The sequence below is a fragment of the Clostridioides sp. ES-W-0018-02 genome, assembly GCF_020658175.1.
GTDB lineage: Bacteria > Bacillota > Clostridia > Peptostreptococcales > Peptostreptococcaceae > Clostridioides.
On the sequence record NZ_JACVVY010000005.1, the window covers coordinates 101,932 to 117,962 of the forward strand.

The window sequence follows — 16,031 nt, forward strand, 5'->3', positions numbered from 1 at the left end:
AACAAATTTATCTACAGCTTTTTTAGTAGACATAATTGATAAAAATGGAAGCAAACTGTCTTTTAGTAGAGTATCATGAAGCAAAAGTAAAACAAGTATTCTGTGAGAAATATGATAAATATTATTCTACAAATATTTGTATATTTCTTATAGCTATATTCTCTTATTTAGGATATGAGTTTTCAGAGGTTATCCATGTGAACTATTCTATTGTATGTCTTGTTGTTGGTGTTCTTGTAACTCGTATTGGTATTGTACCAAAAGACATCTTAGAAAAAGGAAAAATCAAAGGTTTTATCAACCTGGTTGTGTTCGCAGCTGTTATTCCTTCTTTAGCAAAAGTTTCTTTGACAGGTTTAATCAGTCTTTTTGTACCAATTGTAGGTATGTTTGCAGTTTCTATTATTGATATATTCATTATGATGAAGGTGCTTCCAGGTTGGAAAATCATTGGTTCTAAACCTCTTGCTTTTGGAGTAGGGTTCTGTCAGATGTTAGGATTCCCAACAACATATTTGATGTCTAAAATAAAAATTATCTTTTATCTAAAATAAAAAACACCCAAATATGACTAAGAGTGGTTTGAAATTCAATGTTAATTTAATTTTAGAACTATCCATCTTATAATATATCAAATGCGAATTAAAAAATATTTTTAATAGCTACAACTATTGGGATTACTTATTTTTATATTAAATACTATATCATAAAATAACAAAAAAATCAAGTCGAGTAATCTCTCTATTTCAGTGATATACTAGGTTTTAATAGTTTTTTATAAATATAATGTAACTAGAGGACAATCTATGTTTTTTAATTTTTTTGATTAAATTTACCTCTAGCTCAATACTTATAAGGAGAAATATTATGAATTTAAAAAAAGGATTAGATATTTTAGAAATTCCATCAAGTATATTAGGCAAAGATAAAGTTATATATATTCCAGTAATCTATACAGAAGATGAGGTAACTCTTGTTGATACTGGACTTCCTGGTCAAGGAGATTTAATAATTGATGCTCTTAATAATAGTAATACAAGTTTTAATAAATTAAAAAATATAGTAATAACTCACCATGATATAGACCATATAGGAAATATAAAATATTTAAGAGAAAAATCTAAAAATGATATAAAGGTATATGCATACAAAAGTGAAGTCAACTATATAACAGGGGAAGAAACCCCATTTAAACTTTGCATGTTAGAACAAGAAATAGATAGTCTTAATGATAAAATGCTTGATATGTTAAATGCTATGAAATTTGGATTTAAGTCATCATATACTACAGTAGATGTATCTTTAAACAATCATGAAGTTTTAAATTTAAGTGAAGAAGTAGAGGTTATACACACAGGAGGTCATACTAGGGGTCATATATGTCTTTATTTAAAAAAATCTAAAGTACTTATTGCTGGAGATTTATTAGATATAAGAGATGGTAAACTTAGACCAGTTGATGTAATGCATAGTGATAAGCAAGAATTGATAAAAGCTATTAAAAAATTAAGTAACTATGATATAGAGGAAATAGTTTTTAGTCATGGTGGATTATATAAAAAAAACATAATGGAAACATTAAAAAATATAGTTATTGAATAATGTTACATGATTGAAAATACTATCCAGTTCTTTATGAAAAGTTTATTTAAACAATAATTAAATATGAATAGGAAAGAAACAAAAAATTTATAAATAATTACTTACTTAATATTTTGAGAATAAAAATATTACTGGAATTAGAAATTTCCAGTAATATTGAGTAAGAAAAAATATATTTACACAAATCTATAAACATTCTCAAAAAACTTATAATTTATTGTTAGCTTTAAATTATATTAATCTTTTATGCTATTTAAATTACTAAATACTTTTAACTCTTCAATGAAAATACTTGCTGCTTTTGATAAAGTTATATCTTTTGGAAAGATATATGAAAAATGTCTGTTATAGTTGCTTCCAAGTTCTATGACAGACAGTTCGTTGTTTAAAACAGGTAAGCTTGTTACGAGATTAGATACTATTGTAATTCCTAAATTATTTCTAACTGATTCTTTGACAGCATAATTACTTCCAAAGACCATCATACTTTTTGGAATAATTTCCTTAATGCTTAAAAACATATCTAAATAATCTCTAGTTCCAGAACCATCTTCTCTAACTATCCATTTTTGATTTTGAAGCTTATCAAAACTAAAATCTTTTAATAAAGGGCTATTATACGGAAGTGCTAAAACCATCTTATCTTCAAAAAAATATTCTTGCATAAATGAGGGAGAAGAACAAGTCCCTTCAATAAGTCCAATATCTAAAATATAATCCTTAACATGAGAAGATACAATGGATGTATTTTCTATGAAAATTTCTACATCTATATCAGGATACTTTTGAGAAAATAGTGCAAGAAAATTAGGAAGAATATATTCTCCAATAGTTAAACTTGCGCCAATCTTTAAACGCCCAGTTATAGCATCTGAAACCTGATTTACATCGTGATATGTAACACTTAAAAGATTTAGTATTTCCTTGGCTCTTTTATATAATATTTGTCCACTTTCTGTAATAAAAATAGTTTTCTGTTTAATAGATCTATTTATAAGTACAACCTTAAAGTAATTTTCTAAGTTTTTAATATGTTTACTTACACTTGGTTGTGATAAATTTAGGTATTCACCAGCTTTGGTGAAGTTTTTATATTCAACAACAGCAACAAATGTTTTTAATTCTTCAAACAATTTTTTACATCTCCTTTGCATAATAAAAATTTTGTATTTTTTATCAGTTACTTACAGATAATTGTAATATATACATTAATCATTAAAATTATTAATCATTACGATATTATATATTTATTTTACTTATGGTTATTACAATTATATACTATTATTGTAAAGAAAACTATATTAATTAGAAGGTAGGTATATTATGTTAAAGAATAAAAGCAGTTTTACATTAAAGAATATAAAAGAAATATTACCTGGGTTGGTTGTATCTGTATTAGTAGGTTATATTAGTATATTTATTTCAACATTAATACCTAAAGTAGGAGCAGCATCAATTTCTATATTTTTAGGTATGTTTGTAGGAAATTTATTTTTAAATCAGAAAGTCTTTCAAAGGGGCTATAAATTTTCAGAAACAGATTTGCTATCATATTCAATAGTATTATTAGGAGCAACCCTTAGTATATCTACTCTAATAGATTTAAAAATTTCAGGTATATTGTTTATAATATTACAAATGACAATAACAATAGTATCAGCACTTTATATAGGTAAAAAGCTAGGTTTTGGTGAAAACTTTAGATTTCTTATGGCAAGTGGGAATGCAGTATGTGGTTCTTCTGCTATAGCAGCAACAGTTCCAGTAGTTAATGCTACAGACAAAGAAAAAGGAATAGCAATAACTATTGTCAATGTTACTGGTATATTTCTTATGTTTTTACTTCCAATAATATCTCAATTCTTATATAGTCATGAGCTTGTAAAAACATCAGCAATGATAGGTGGAACATTACAATCAATTGGTCAAGTTGTGGCAAGTGGAGCTATAGTTGGGGAAAATGTAAAGGATTTAGCAACTATTTTCAAAATAGTTAGAGTAATATTCTTAGTTGTAGTTGTTTTAGTATTTGGACATTTGAAAAATAAGTCTAACAGTGAAATTATTGAAGAAGAAAAAGATGAAATAAAAAAGAAAAAAATAAATATACCATGGTATGTAATTGGTTTTTTCATAACTTGTGCACTTTTTTCAATTAATATTATACCAAAAGAAGTATCTGTATTGTGCAAAGAAATAAGTAATAAATTTGAAATAATAGCACTAGCAGCAATTGGATTAAAAGTTAATGTAAAAGACTTAGTAAGACAAGGTAAAGCAGTTTCTTTATATGGTCTATTTGTAGGAACAATACAAGTTATATCAGCGATAGTTTTGATAAAAATATTTATATAGAATAGAAGTATTGATTATAATATCAATTTACTTAATCAAAATAATATGTTATTAATAACTGATAATATAAATAAAAAATGAATTCTAATAAGTGTAGATGGGTATAAGCTTATTGGAGTTCATTTTTTATTTATAGTGAAAATTTAAAGTAAAATATTATTTTACATAATAATAACATTATAAATTTTGAAATTACTTATCTTTGTGTTAAAATAAGAAAAATGCACATATCACAGTTAAATATTTAAGTAGATAAATAAAATAAAAATATAAATATTAAGGAGATTTTTTATATGAATGTTTATGAAAAGAATAATGTAGTTATACTAGAAGGAGTAACAGATTTTGATCCAAAACATATATTTGAGTGTGGTCAATGTTTTAGATGGCATAAGCAAGAAGATGGCTCATACACAGGAGTTGCAAAAGGTAGAATATTAAATGTAAAAAAAGAAGATGATAAAGTATATTTAAATAATACAAATTTAGAGGAGTTTAATAGCATTTGGTATAATTACTTTGATTTAGGGACTGATTATACAGAAATAAAAAACAATCTAAAAAGTATGGATGAATATTTAAATAAAGCTACTGAATTTGGATGGGGAATAAGAATTTTGAGACAAGATGGATGGGAAATGCTTATATCATTCATAATTTCTTCTAATAATAGAATTCCTATGATACAAAGAGCTATAGAAAACTTATCAAAAAGTTTTGGTAAATACATAGGTGAGTATGAAGGTAAAGAATACTATGCATTTCCAACACCAGAAGAGTTAAATAAAGCCTCACAAGAGGAAATAAGAGCATGTCAAACAGGTTTTAGAGACAAGTACATAAAGAGTACTACACAGGCAGTTATAGAAAATAATGATAAGGTATCTGAATATGTAAATTTAAGTACAGATGATTGTAGAAAAGAGCTTTTAAAATTTAATGGAGTAGGTCCAAAGGTATGTGATTGTATTGCGTTATTTGGTATGCAAAAATATGATTCTTTTCCAGTTGATGTGTGGGTTAAGAGAGTTATGCAAGAGTTCTACATAAATGAAGATATGAGTTTACCTAAAATGAGAACTTATGGGATTGATAAATTTGGAGAAATGTCTGGGTTTGCACAACAATATCTATTTTACTATGCAAGAGAGTTGGGTATAGGAAAATAGACTTAAGGGGGAAGGAATTATGGGAGTGATAGGCACAATATTTCTGTTCTATTTAATTATATCATATCTAGCTGGAGCCATAATTTCTGTAATTATATTACTTGAAAATAGAGATCCTGCAAAAACCATGTCTTGGTTATTGATGTTTATCATATTTCCTGGGATAGGGTTAATTATATATGCTATTTCGGGTAGAAATATTAGAAAACGAAAATTATTTAAAACTCAAAAACTAGCTAATAATATAAAAGAAAAGAAACTTTTTGATACATTAGAAAAGATAACAGAAATTGTTGAACTAGAAAAAGAATCTATAAGGCAAAATAAGCTTTTAAGAGATGAGGAAGATGGTAGCTATAGAAAAAGAGTCATAAGTATGCTACTAAAGACTGGGATGTTTCCATTTACTAAGAACAATAAAGTAGATGTTTTTGTAGATGGAAATGAAAAATTCAAGAGACTTATAGAAGATATAAGAGAAGCTAAAGACCATATTCATTTAGAGTACTTTATAATCAAAGACAGTGAAATAGGTAGGGTGTTAAAAGAAGAGCTTATAAAAAAAGCTAAGGAAGGTATTAAAATAAGAATTTTATATGATGATGTAGGGTGTTGGAGATTTTGGTTTAATAGAAAATTTTTCCGAGAAATGAGAGAAGTAGGTATAGAAATAGCAGCTTTTTTACCTACAAAATTCCCTATAATAGGAGGAAAGTTAAACTATAGGAATCATAGAAAAATTGTTGTTATTGATGGAATAATTGGATATACAGGTGGAATAAATATAGGAGATGAATATTTAGGAAAAAATGAGAAGTTTGGGTATTGGAGAGATACTCATATTAGAATTAAAGGAATTTCTGTATATATGCTTCAAATGACATTTTTGATTGATTGGTACTATACAACAAAAGAGGTTTTAGTTACTAAAAATTACTTTCCAAGTGTCGGAAATATAGGTGAGAGTATGATACAAGTTGTAGCTAGTGGACCAGATAGTGATTGGGAAGACATTCATTATGCTTATTTTTCTGCTATATGTCAAGCTAAACAAAGTGTTTATATAGAGACTCCATATTTTATTCCAGATGAGAGTCTGCTGAAAGCTATAAAAAGTGCTGCGCTTAGTGGTGTAGATGTAAGAATAATATTTCCTAAAATTGCAGACCACAAAATAGTTAATATAGCATCTTATTCATATTTTGAAGAAATATTAAGAGCAGGTGGTAAAGTTTATTTGTATAAAAAAGGATTTATACATTCCAAAGTCGTAATAATAGATGATAAAATTGCTTCTGCAGGTACAGCAAATATGGACCTAAGAAGTTTCATGCTTAATTTTGAAGTAAATGCTTTTATCTATGATGAAGATGTTATTAAAGTAATGACAGATGATTTCTATGAAGATTTAAGTCATTGTGAAGAACTTAATTTAGAGGTATTTAAGAACAGAAATATTGTACAAAAAATTAAAGAATCTGTAGCCAGATTGTTTTCACCAATATTATAAAAAATTATTAAAAAAGGTATTGAAAATTATGTGTGATTGGTATATTATAATAATTGTTAGCACTCTAGTAGATAGAGTGATAATAAATAAAAAGTATATATATAAATCTACATATAAAAGTAGTATTAATTTAAAAATAACTAAAAACATAGGCAAACTAGTCTATACTTAATATTTTAGGAGGCGTGAATAATGAAAATAATACCATTAGCTGACAGAGTAGTAATTAAAAAAGTGGAAGCAGAAGAAAAAACTGCAAGTGGAATAGTTTTACCAGGAGCAGCTAAAGAGCAACCTCAAATAGCTGAAGTTGTAGAAGTTGGACCAGGTGGGATAGTTGAAGGAAAAGAAGTAAAAATGGAATTAGCAGTTGGAGACAAGGTTATATTCCAAAAATATTCTGGAACAGAAGTTAAAATAGAAGGACAAGAGTATACAATACTAAGACAAAGTGATGTATTAGCTGTTATTGAATAAATATAGAATAAATTTATTAGGAGGGGTTTAAAATGGCTAAAGAAATTAAATTTTCAGAGGAAACAAGAAGAGCTTTAGAAGCTGGTGTAAATAAATTAGCAGATACAGTAAAAGTAACATTAGGACCTAAAGGAAGAAATGTTATATTAGATAAAAAATTTGGTTCTCCACTTATAACTAATGATGGTGTAACTATAGCAAAAGAAATAGAATTAGAAGATAGATTTGAAAATATGGGTGCTCAGTTGGTTAAAGAAGTAGCAACTAAAACTAATGATGTAGCTGGAGATGGTACTACAACTGCTACAGTTTTAGCACAAGCTATAATCAGAGAAGGTTTAAAAAATGTAACAGCAGGTGCTAACCCAATACTTTTAAGAAAAGGAATACAAAAAGCAGTAACAGTAGCAGTAGAAGAATTAAAAAATCAATCAAGAATAGTAGAAACACAGGAAGCTATATCTCAAGTTGCTTCTATATCTGCTGGTGATGAAGAAGTTGGAAAATTAATAGCAGAAGCTATGGAAATAGTAGGTAAAGATGGAGTTATAACTGTTGAAGAATCTCAAACTATGAATACTGAATTGGATGCTGTTGAAGGTATGCAATTTGACAGAGGATTTGTTTCTGCATATATGGTTACAGATGTAGACAAGATGGAAGCAGTTTTAAATGACCCATATATATTAATTACTGATAAAAAAATATCTAACATACAAGAGCTATTACCAGTTCTTGAACAAATAGTTCAACAAGGTAAAAAGCTACTAATAATTGCTGAAGATGTAGAAGGTGAAGCATTATCTACATTAGTTGTTAATAAATTAAGAGGAACATTTGATGTAGTAGCAGTTAAAGCTCCAGGATTTGGAGATAGAAGAAAAGAAATGCTTCAAGATATAGCTATACTTACAGGTGGTCAAGTAATATCAGAAGAATTAGGATATGATTTAAAAGAAGCTGATTTATCTATGTTAGGTAGAGCTTCATCTGTTAAAGTAACTAAAGAAAACACTACAATAGTAGATGGTTCTGGAGATAAAAAAGCTATAGAAGATAGAGTAAATCAAATCAAACATCAAGTAGAGCAAACTACTTCAGATTTTGATAGAGAAAAATTAATGGAAAGATTAGCTAAACTTGCTGGTGGAGTAGCTGTTGTAAAAGTTGGTGCTGCTACAGAGGTTGAGTTAAAAGAAAGAAAATTAAGAATAGAAGATGCTCTTAATGCAACTAGAGCTGCTGTAGAAGAAGGAATAGTAGCTGGTGGAGGAACTGCTTTTGTTAGTGTTATACCAGCAATAGGAACACTAGTTGAGAGTTTAACTGGAGAAGTTAAACTAGGTGCTCAAATAGTTAAAAAAGCATTAGAAGAACCATTAAGACAAATAGCTATAAATGCTGGTCTTGAAGGTGCTGTAATTGTACAAAATGTTGTTAACGCTGAAGCAGAAACTGGATTTGATGCTTTAAATGAAAAATATGTAAATATGATAGAAGCTGGTATAGTTGACCCAACTAAAGTTAGTAGAAGTGCTCTACAAAATGCTGCATCAATAGCAAGTACTTTCTTAACTACTGAAGCTGCTGTTGCTGACCTTCCTGAAAAAGAAGATGTAGGAATGCCAGGAATGGGTGGCGGTATGCCAGGAATGATGTAATCTTAAAATATTTAAAAATATAAATTTTAAGATAGAGAACTATTTTGACTTAGATTTTAGTATCTAAGTTGAAATAGTTCTTTTGTATATATTTAATTTTTTTATGCATTTACAATTTTAATATATATATCTGGATAATTAGTATCTGGATTATAATAATATCTTTGAAGTTGTATTGTTATTTTTTAGGTTATGATGTTAGATATATATTAATTAAGGTATAATTGTTGATAGAGAATAAATCAAAGTTTAAAAGGATGCGATAATATGGACTTAAGAAAATTGCTTGAACAGGTTAAAAATGAAAACATTGATATAGATGTTGCATTAGAACAATTAAAAGATTTACCCTATGAAGACCTTGGATATGCCAATATAGACCATCATAGAGAATTAAGAAATGGATATCCAGAAGTAATTTATTGTGAAGGTAAAAGTGATGAACATATTTTAGGAATTATTGATAAAATGAATCAAAAAGGTTCTAATATATTGGGGACAAGATGTAGAAAAGAAACATTTTTAAAAGTTAAAGAAATTTATAGTCATGCTGAATACGAAGAATTATCTAAAATTCTTAAAATTCAAAATCATGCTATAGAGAATCTTGGAAAAGGCAAAATTGTAATTGCAACAGGAGGAACTTCTGATATACCAGTAGCAGATGAAGCATATTATACAGCTAAATTTTTAGGTAATGATGTTGATAGAATATATGATGTTGGAGTGGCTGGTATACATAGGCTTTTAAATAAGAGACACAAAATAGATAGTGCTAGAGTAGTAGTAGCTGTTGCAGGAATGGAAGGTGCACTTGCAAGTGTAATTGGAGGTCTAGTTGATGTTCCAGTAATAGCTGTACCAACATCTGTTGGATATGGAGCCAATTTTGGAGGATTAGCAGCATTATTGGCTATGTTAAATAGTTGTGCATCTGGAATATCTGTTGTAAATATTGATAATGGTTTTGGAGCAGGATATTTGGCAGCTATGATAAATAAATTATAATAGGTATATTGATATAAATTAAACATAAATTATACGATGTTAATCTAATGTTTATTAGATTTTTCATTATTAAAACTGAGGAGAAATATATGAGTGAAAAAATACTTTATTTTGATATAGTAAGTGGTATATCAGGGGATATGACCCTTGCAAGCTTATTAAATTTAGGTGTACCTGAGGAAATTTTTTTGGAGGAAATTCATAAACTAAAAATGAGCGATGAATTTAATATAAATATAAGCTCAAAAAATGAAAGTGGAATATCAGGTATAACAGTAAAAGTAATTACGAAAGAAACACATATGCACAGGAATTTAGTGGATATATTTGAAATTATAGATGAAAGTGATTTAAATGAAAATGTAAAAGCTAATGCTAAAAAAATATTTATGGTAATTGGAGAAGCAGAAGCAAAGGTTCATGGAACTACAATAGATAAGATACACTTCCATGAGGTAGGAGCTATAGATTCAATTGTAGATATCGTAGGAGCATCTATATTAGTTGATTTACTTTGTATAGATAAGATTTATTCTAGTACAGTATCTGTTGGTTCAGGATTTGTAAAATGTGACCATGGAGTCATGCCTGTACCTGCACCTGCAACTATGGAAATATTAAAAGGTGTACCAATCAAATTAAATAATGTAAAAGGAGAATGTACGACTCCAACAGGAGCTGCAATAATAAAAGTTCTGTGTGATGAATTTGTAGAGGATTTTGAGTTTTCTCCAATAAAAATTGGATATGGAATAGGTCATAAGAAATTTGAAGTACCTAATATGTTAAGAACAGTATTAGGAGAAAAAAAAAAGAAGAATTAATTTATGAAATTAGTGCAAATATTGATGATATGTCTTCAGAAGTATATTCTTATTTGTATGAAAAAATATTAGACGAGAAAGCGTTAGATATTTATACAGAAAGCATTTATATGAAAAAGAATAGACCTGCAACAAAAATATCGATTTTATGCAATAAAGTAGATTTAGAAAAATTTATTGAAATATTGCTTTTAGAAACTAGCACTTTTGGAGTACGATATAATGCTTACAACAGAGAAATTTTAGATAGAAAGTTTGTAAAATTAGACACAAAATATGGATTAGTTACAATAAAACTAGGGTATTACAAAGATAAATTAGTTAAAGCTACTCCAGAATATGATGAATGTAAAACTATAGCAAAAAATGAAGATATTCCTATAAAAAAAGTGTTTGCTGATATAAATTTTAGAATAAAAGAAGAATTTAGTGAAAACTTATTGACATAAGTAATAAATTTTGATAAATTAATACTCAGCTTTAATAAATAAAAGCAAACAGAAAAAAATATATAAAATATAAACTCACTCGTATATGCTCAGAGATATGGTCTGAGAGTCTCTACCAAGATACCGTAAATATCTTGACTATGAGTGAAATTATTATACCAAAAGACCTAGTTAAGTAAATGTGTAGGCTGAGTTATACTCCCTATATGTTGGCTATAAGATAAGGGGCATTTTGGAAGCCTGTATAGTAATTTCACTTTTGCTAGAAATTATGGAAGTTACTATACAGGTTTTTTGTGTAAAAAGATTTAATATAATTTAGACTGTATTGTGTTAAAATAAATATATATAAAAACTATATTATACAAGGAGAGATGGAAATTTATGAAACATGAATTAGTACTTGTAATAGATTTTGGAGGTCAATATAATCAGTTAATAGCTAGAAGAGTTAGAGAAAACAACGTATATTGTGAAATACTTCCATGTACTGCAAGCATAGAAAGAATAAAAGCAAAAAATCCTAAAGGGATAATATTTACAGGTGGGCCAAATAGTGCATACTTAGAAGATTCTCCAACAATATCAAAAGAAATATTTGAACTAGGAGTACCAATACTTGGTATATGTTATGGAGTTCAAATAATGTCTCATGTATTAGGTGGAGTTGTAAGAAAAGGCAATAAACAAGAAAAAGAATATGGAAAAACATCTATAACTTATGGAAAATCATCATTATTTGAAGGGATTACTACAAATAGTGTTTGGATGAGTCATACTGATTTAATAGAAAAGGCTCCAGAAGGATTTACTATAGTTGCAAATACTAAAGATTGTCCAGTAGCGGCTATGGAAAATGTAGAACAAAAACTATATGGAGTTCAATTCCATCCAGAAGTAGAACATTGTTTAGAGGGAGATAAGATACTTAAAAATTTCTTATACAATGTATGTGAAGTAAAAGGTGACTGGACTACAGATTCATTCATAGAAGATAAAATAAAAGAATTAAAAGAAAAAATAGGTGACAAAAAAGCTTTATGTGCTTTAAGTGGAGGTGTTGACTCTTCTGTTGCTGCAGTTCTTATTCATAGAGCAATTGGAGATAACTTGACTTGTATATTTGTTGACCATGGTTTACTTAGAAAAAATGAAGGTGACGATGTAGAAAGAATATTTAGAGAGAAATTCGATATAAATTTAATAAGAGTTAATGCAGAAGATAGATTCTTATCTAAACTAAAAGGAATTTCTGAGCCAGAAGCTAAGAGAAAGATAATTGGTGAAGAATTTATAAGAGTATTTGAAGAAGAATCAAATAAATTAGGAAAAATGGATTTCTTAGTTCAAGGAACAATTTATCCAGATGTTATAGAAAGTGGACATGGAAATGGTGCTGCTACTATAAAATCTCACCATAATGTTGGTGGAATTCCTGAAGATGTGGATTTCCAAGAAATAGTTGAGCCATTAAGAGAACTATTTAAGGATGAAGTTAGAAAAATAGGATTAGAACTTGGTATAGAAGAAGGATTAATATTTAGACATCCTTTCCCAGGGCCAGGTCTTGGAATAAGAGTTATAGGTGATGTAACTAAAGAAAAATGTGATATATTAAGAGAAGCAGATGCTGTTTATATGGACGAGCTTAGAAAAGCTGGTTTATATAGAGAAATATGGCAAGCTTTTGCAACATTACCAGATGTTAAGACTGTTGGAGTTATGGGAGATGAAAGAACATATGCTTATTTAGTTGGTTTAAGAGCAGTTACTTCTTCTGATGGAATGACTTCTGACTGGTATAAGATGCCTTATGATGTGTTAGAAAAAATTTCTAATAGAATAATTAATGAAGTTGATGGAGTAAATAGAGTAGTTTATGATATAACTTCTAAACCACCTGGAACAATAGAATGGGAATAGTTGATAGTGAGCCAGAAATTCTTTAGATATAGCATTTCTGGCTCTTTTCTATTTTTTCATATGTGTCTTCCTATATGTAGTGATGTGTGATTATTCTTTTAAATTACATTTGTATTTAACTCATATTTGTAAAATTCATAATACATTTTAGCTTGTTTGACACTAAAAAGTTGCTATTGATATAAAATGTTCAAAAGTCTACCTTGATCTTTACATTTTTCATATTTCCAATGATTTTAAGGGATTGGACTGTGTTAAGTCTAAAATAAGTAATCTATCCATTACTAATGAGAATAAACCTTGGTTTTATCTTACATAAAATGATTTCTTTAATGATTAGGGGTATATAATTCTAAAGTGAATATAGATAAATTTTATTTTATTGAGTTATATTTTGAACTATAAATAATTATTTTACTCATAGTATTTTTCTTCTCTTTCAACTCCTGTATATAGTTTTGTAATCATTTGATAAAATAGGCTGATTTCTTCATTTGAATAATCCTGAAATATATTGTTTAATTTCTCAGTATGGAGTTCCTGTACTTTTTGTGAATATTCATCTGCTTTTTTTGTTAGTACAATAGAAGTATTTCTTTTATTATTGGGTTCATGTTCAATAGTTATAAAACCTTTGTTTTCAAGAGAAACAGCTAGTTTTTTTATATTTTGACGTGAAGACCCTAAGAGTTTCCCAAGATAAGTAAAAGTAGTTTTTTCATCAGCATGCTTTACCATTGTAAGAAGCATAAATTGTTTTAAAGTAAGATGTTCATCTGCTTTATCAAAAATAGTTTGTAATCGGTTTTGTAAAATAAATATGCTTGCAAAAATACCACGAACTTCATTATTTCTTTCACCACTAAAATTTCTAATCATGTTTTTAATTTGCATAAGATACTCCTTTCATGTGAAATCTACTATTTATATTATAGTAATAAGTTGCTATAGTGTAAATAGTAACTTATTACTATGGATTTATACAAAAGATTTTTCAGTTATACTAACTGATAACATTTAGAGTCTTTAAACACTTTACCTTAGGGAGGAAATTAAATGATAAAGAAAAAACAAATGACCTGGCTAAATATTTCAGCAACCATTATATTCATATTATTGCTAATCATTACAGTTTGTGGAATATTTTCATTTTCTATAGATAATAAATATGAAGCAATAAACCTATATGGGCAGGTTATTGAGATGTATGGTACAGGTATTTATCAATATGACTCATATTTCAAGGCACCTATATTGATAGGTTCAGACTTAACAATGCTTTTAATTATCGTTCCAGTCACTGGTTCATACATATTTCGTGATATAGATACAGTAGAACAAAAAACAAATTTTCTAACAATTCTAGGCATCATTTTGTATTATGCTTTTAGTATTTCATTTGGAGTTGCACATAATCAATTACAACTAGTATATATTTTGTTAACTTCAATTTCATTTTTCACCCTATTTACTTTACTGCTAGAGCTTTATGGAATATCATTTTGCTACAACTGTTCTTTCTATTTAAGAAAGATAGAATTAGTATTTTTGATATTGGCAGGTGCTTCAAATATTATTGCATGGTTACCAGATGTATTACATTCATTATTTAGGTAGTACACTTGCTATAATCTCTATTTATTTTGATAAGTTAAATAAAAAAAGAGTTACAGCGATTCTATCAAATAATGATTTTTAAATTCATATGATACAAATTCATATCAATTATTTAAAAATGACTAAATAAATAATATAATTATGAATTGTCATACAAATATGGTTTGTGTTATGCTTGGTGTATTGAAGATATAGTAACTACACACTTGTTAAAAAAAATCATTATAAAAAGAGACTGCATATGCCAACTGAAAGATATAAAATCAGAAGATTTCAAGAAAGCTATATTGATTCTTTTATGTCTTACCGAAATAATGAACAAAAGTTTATACAAGTATTAGCAAGTGCTTTATCAGATAATCTGGCTTCAAATAATTTATTGAAAAAAGTAGATTTTAAATTTAGCATTTTTGATTCAATGAATAATGAAAATATCTATAGTATAGATTTGATTTAAGTAGAACCTATAATTATATACTAACTTTGTATTTGCAAGATGTAAGTAAATTAAATATTCAATAAGATAGTTTCATTGAGTATTTAATTTTTTATATTACAATATAAATATGGAACAATATTAATAACAAATATTATTTTTAGTTAATATACTAATATATTTTAGGAGGTTGGGATGACAGAACGTGAAAAGATGTTGGCAGGAGAATTGTATGACTGTGGAGATAAAGAATTATTATGTCAATGGCACAAAGCCAAGGATTTAACAAAAGAGTATAATAGTTTGAAATCAGATGATAGTATTAACAAGGAACGTATCTTAACAGAACTCTTAGGTGGAAAGGGAAAAAATATATGGATTACTGCACCTTTTTATGCTGATTATGGAAATAATATTTATTTTGGTAATAATTGCGAAGTAAATATGAATTGTACATTTTTAGATGATAATGAAATCATAATAGGTGACAATGCATTGATTGCTCCTAATGTACAAATATATACAGCATTTCATCCAACTAATGCTAAAGATAGATTTGAGGAAAGAACTGAGGATGGATTTAGTTTTTGCAAAACTATAACTGCACCAGTGAAAATTGGTAATGATGTTTGGATTGGTGGAGGGAGTATTATTTTACCAGGAGTAACAATAGGAGACAATGTAACTATTGGTGCAGGTAGTGTTGTAACAAAGTCAATTCCATCTAATACTATAGCTTATGGGAATCCTTGTTGTGTTATTAAAGAAAATAAGTGAAGGTTTAATAATATATTTAGTTATGAGATATTAGAGATATTAAGTGTCTCATTAAAATAAAGAGCTATCTTAAAATATGGGATAGCTTTTTTGATATAAGTATATAGAATTTGTTAGTCTTGAATAAATAGAAACATAAACTTAGATTATGGAATTTGTTTTTAAACAATATTCTACAGCAGTTTAAGGAAAAATATTACATAAATAAAATCAATAAAATGCT

Annotated in this window: 14 protein-coding genes, 1 pseudogene and 1 riboswitch; of the genes and pseudogenes, 13 read left to right on the forward strand and 2 right to left on the reverse strand. The window is 27.6% G+C overall.

The features are described from left to right. Positions 1-35: 35 nt before the first annotated feature. Both IC219_RS13525 and IC219_RS13530 read left to right on the forward strand, forming a co-directional pair. On the forward strand, positions 36-554 hold the full coding sequence (locus tag IC219_RS13525) for a hypothetical protein (RefSeq protein WP_227831436.1): 519 nt from the start codon (positions 36-38) through the stop codon (positions 552-554). A gap of 313 nt (positions 555-867) precedes the next feature. Continuing rightward, complete coding sequence (locus IC219_RS13530) at positions 868-1,602, forward strand: MBL fold metallo-hydrolase (protein ID WP_227831435.1); 735 nt, start codon at positions 868-870, stop codon at positions 1,600-1,602. A gap of 236 nt (positions 1,603-1,838) precedes the next feature. On the opposite strand, the gene IC219_RS13535 is transcribed toward IC219_RS13530, so the two are convergent. Beyond that, positions 1,839-2,735 carry a LysR family transcriptional regulator gene (locus IC219_RS13535; RefSeq protein WP_227483533.1) on the reverse strand — a complete coding sequence of 299 codons (897 nt, stop codon included), beginning with the start codon at positions 2,733-2,735 and terminating at the stop codon, positions 1,839-1,841. 190 nt (positions 2,736-2,925) lie between these two features. On the opposite strand from IC219_RS13535, the gene IC219_RS13540 reads away from it, so the two are divergent. The 8 genes and pseudogenes from IC219_RS13540 to guaA all read left to right on the forward strand — a co-directional run bounded on the left by IC219_RS13540 (position 2,926) and on the right by guaA (position 12,978). Then, positions 2,926-3,957, forward strand: a complete 1,032-nt coding sequence (locus tag IC219_RS13540; protein ID WP_227434615.1) for a YeiH family protein — start codon at positions 2,926-2,928, stop codon at positions 3,955-3,957. Between the two features lie 293 nt (positions 3,958-4,250). Continuing rightward, entirely contained in the window at positions 4,251-5,126 is an 876-nt protein-coding gene (locus IC219_RS13545; RefSeq protein WP_227434616.1) for a DNA glycosylase, read from the forward strand. A 19-nt stretch (positions 5,127-5,145) separates the two neighbouring features. Then, positions 5,146-6,636, forward strand: coding sequence for a cardiolipin synthase (cls, locus tag IC219_RS13550; protein ID WP_227434617.1), 1,491 nt, complete (start codon positions 5,146-5,148; stop codon positions 6,634-6,636). Between the two features lie 192 nt (positions 6,637-6,828). Continuing rightward, positions 6,829-7,113, forward strand: a complete 285-nt coding sequence (groES, locus tag IC219_RS13555) for a co-chaperone GroES (protein WP_227831434.1) — start codon at positions 6,829-6,831, stop codon at positions 7,111-7,113. 32 nt (positions 7,114-7,145) lie between these two features. Next, a complete protein-coding gene (gene groL / locus IC219_RS13560; RefSeq protein ID WP_227434619.1) occupies positions 7,146-8,774 on the forward strand; it encodes a chaperonin GroEL in 1,629 nt (542 codons plus the stop codon). A 267-nt stretch (positions 8,775-9,041) separates the two neighbouring features. Next, entirely contained in the window at positions 9,042-9,782 is a 741-nt protein-coding gene (larB, locus tag IC219_RS13565; protein WP_227824852.1) for a nickel pincer cofactor biosynthesis protein LarB, read from the forward strand. Between the two features lie 140 nt (positions 9,783-9,922). Next, positions 9,923-11,055 (forward strand): annotated as a pseudogene (gene larC / locus IC219_RS13570) (nickel pincer cofactor biosynthesis protein LarC). 59 nt (positions 11,056-11,114) lie between these two features. Next, positions 11,115-11,216, forward strand: a riboswitch (purine riboswitch). 223 nt (positions 11,217-11,439) lie between these two features. Continuing rightward, on the forward strand, positions 11,440-12,978 hold the full coding sequence (gene guaA, locus IC219_RS13575) for a glutamine-hydrolyzing GMP synthase (protein ID WP_227434621.1): 1,539 nt from the start codon (positions 11,440-11,442) through the stop codon (positions 12,976-12,978). 414 nt (positions 12,979-13,392) lie between these two features. Here guaA and IC219_RS13580 read toward each other — a convergent pair whose 3' ends face one another. Then, on the reverse strand, positions 13,393-13,872 hold the full coding sequence (locus IC219_RS13580; RefSeq protein ID WP_227434622.1) for a MarR family winged helix-turn-helix transcriptional regulator: 480 nt from the start codon (positions 13,870-13,872) through the stop codon (positions 13,393-13,395). A gap of 162 nt (positions 13,873-14,034) precedes the next feature. Here IC219_RS13580 and IC219_RS13585 point away from each other — a divergent pair, with 162 nt between their 5' ends. The 3 genes from IC219_RS13585 (at position 14,035) to IC219_RS13595 (ending at position 15,808) form a co-directional block, all read left to right on the forward strand. Then, entirely contained in the window at positions 14,035-14,595 is a 561-nt protein-coding gene (locus IC219_RS13585; protein ID WP_227831433.1) for a hypothetical protein, read from the forward strand. A gap of 241 nt (positions 14,596-14,836) precedes the next feature. Next, entirely contained in the window at positions 14,837-15,052 is a 216-nt protein-coding gene (locus tag IC219_RS13590) for a hypothetical protein (protein WP_227434624.1), read from the forward strand. Between the two features lie 174 nt (positions 15,053-15,226). Then, on the forward strand, positions 15,227-15,808 hold the full coding sequence (locus IC219_RS13595; RefSeq protein ID WP_227831432.1) for a sugar O-acetyltransferase: 582 nt from the start codon (positions 15,227-15,229) through the stop codon (positions 15,806-15,808). The last annotated feature ends 223 nt before the right edge of the window (positions 15,809-16,031 follow it).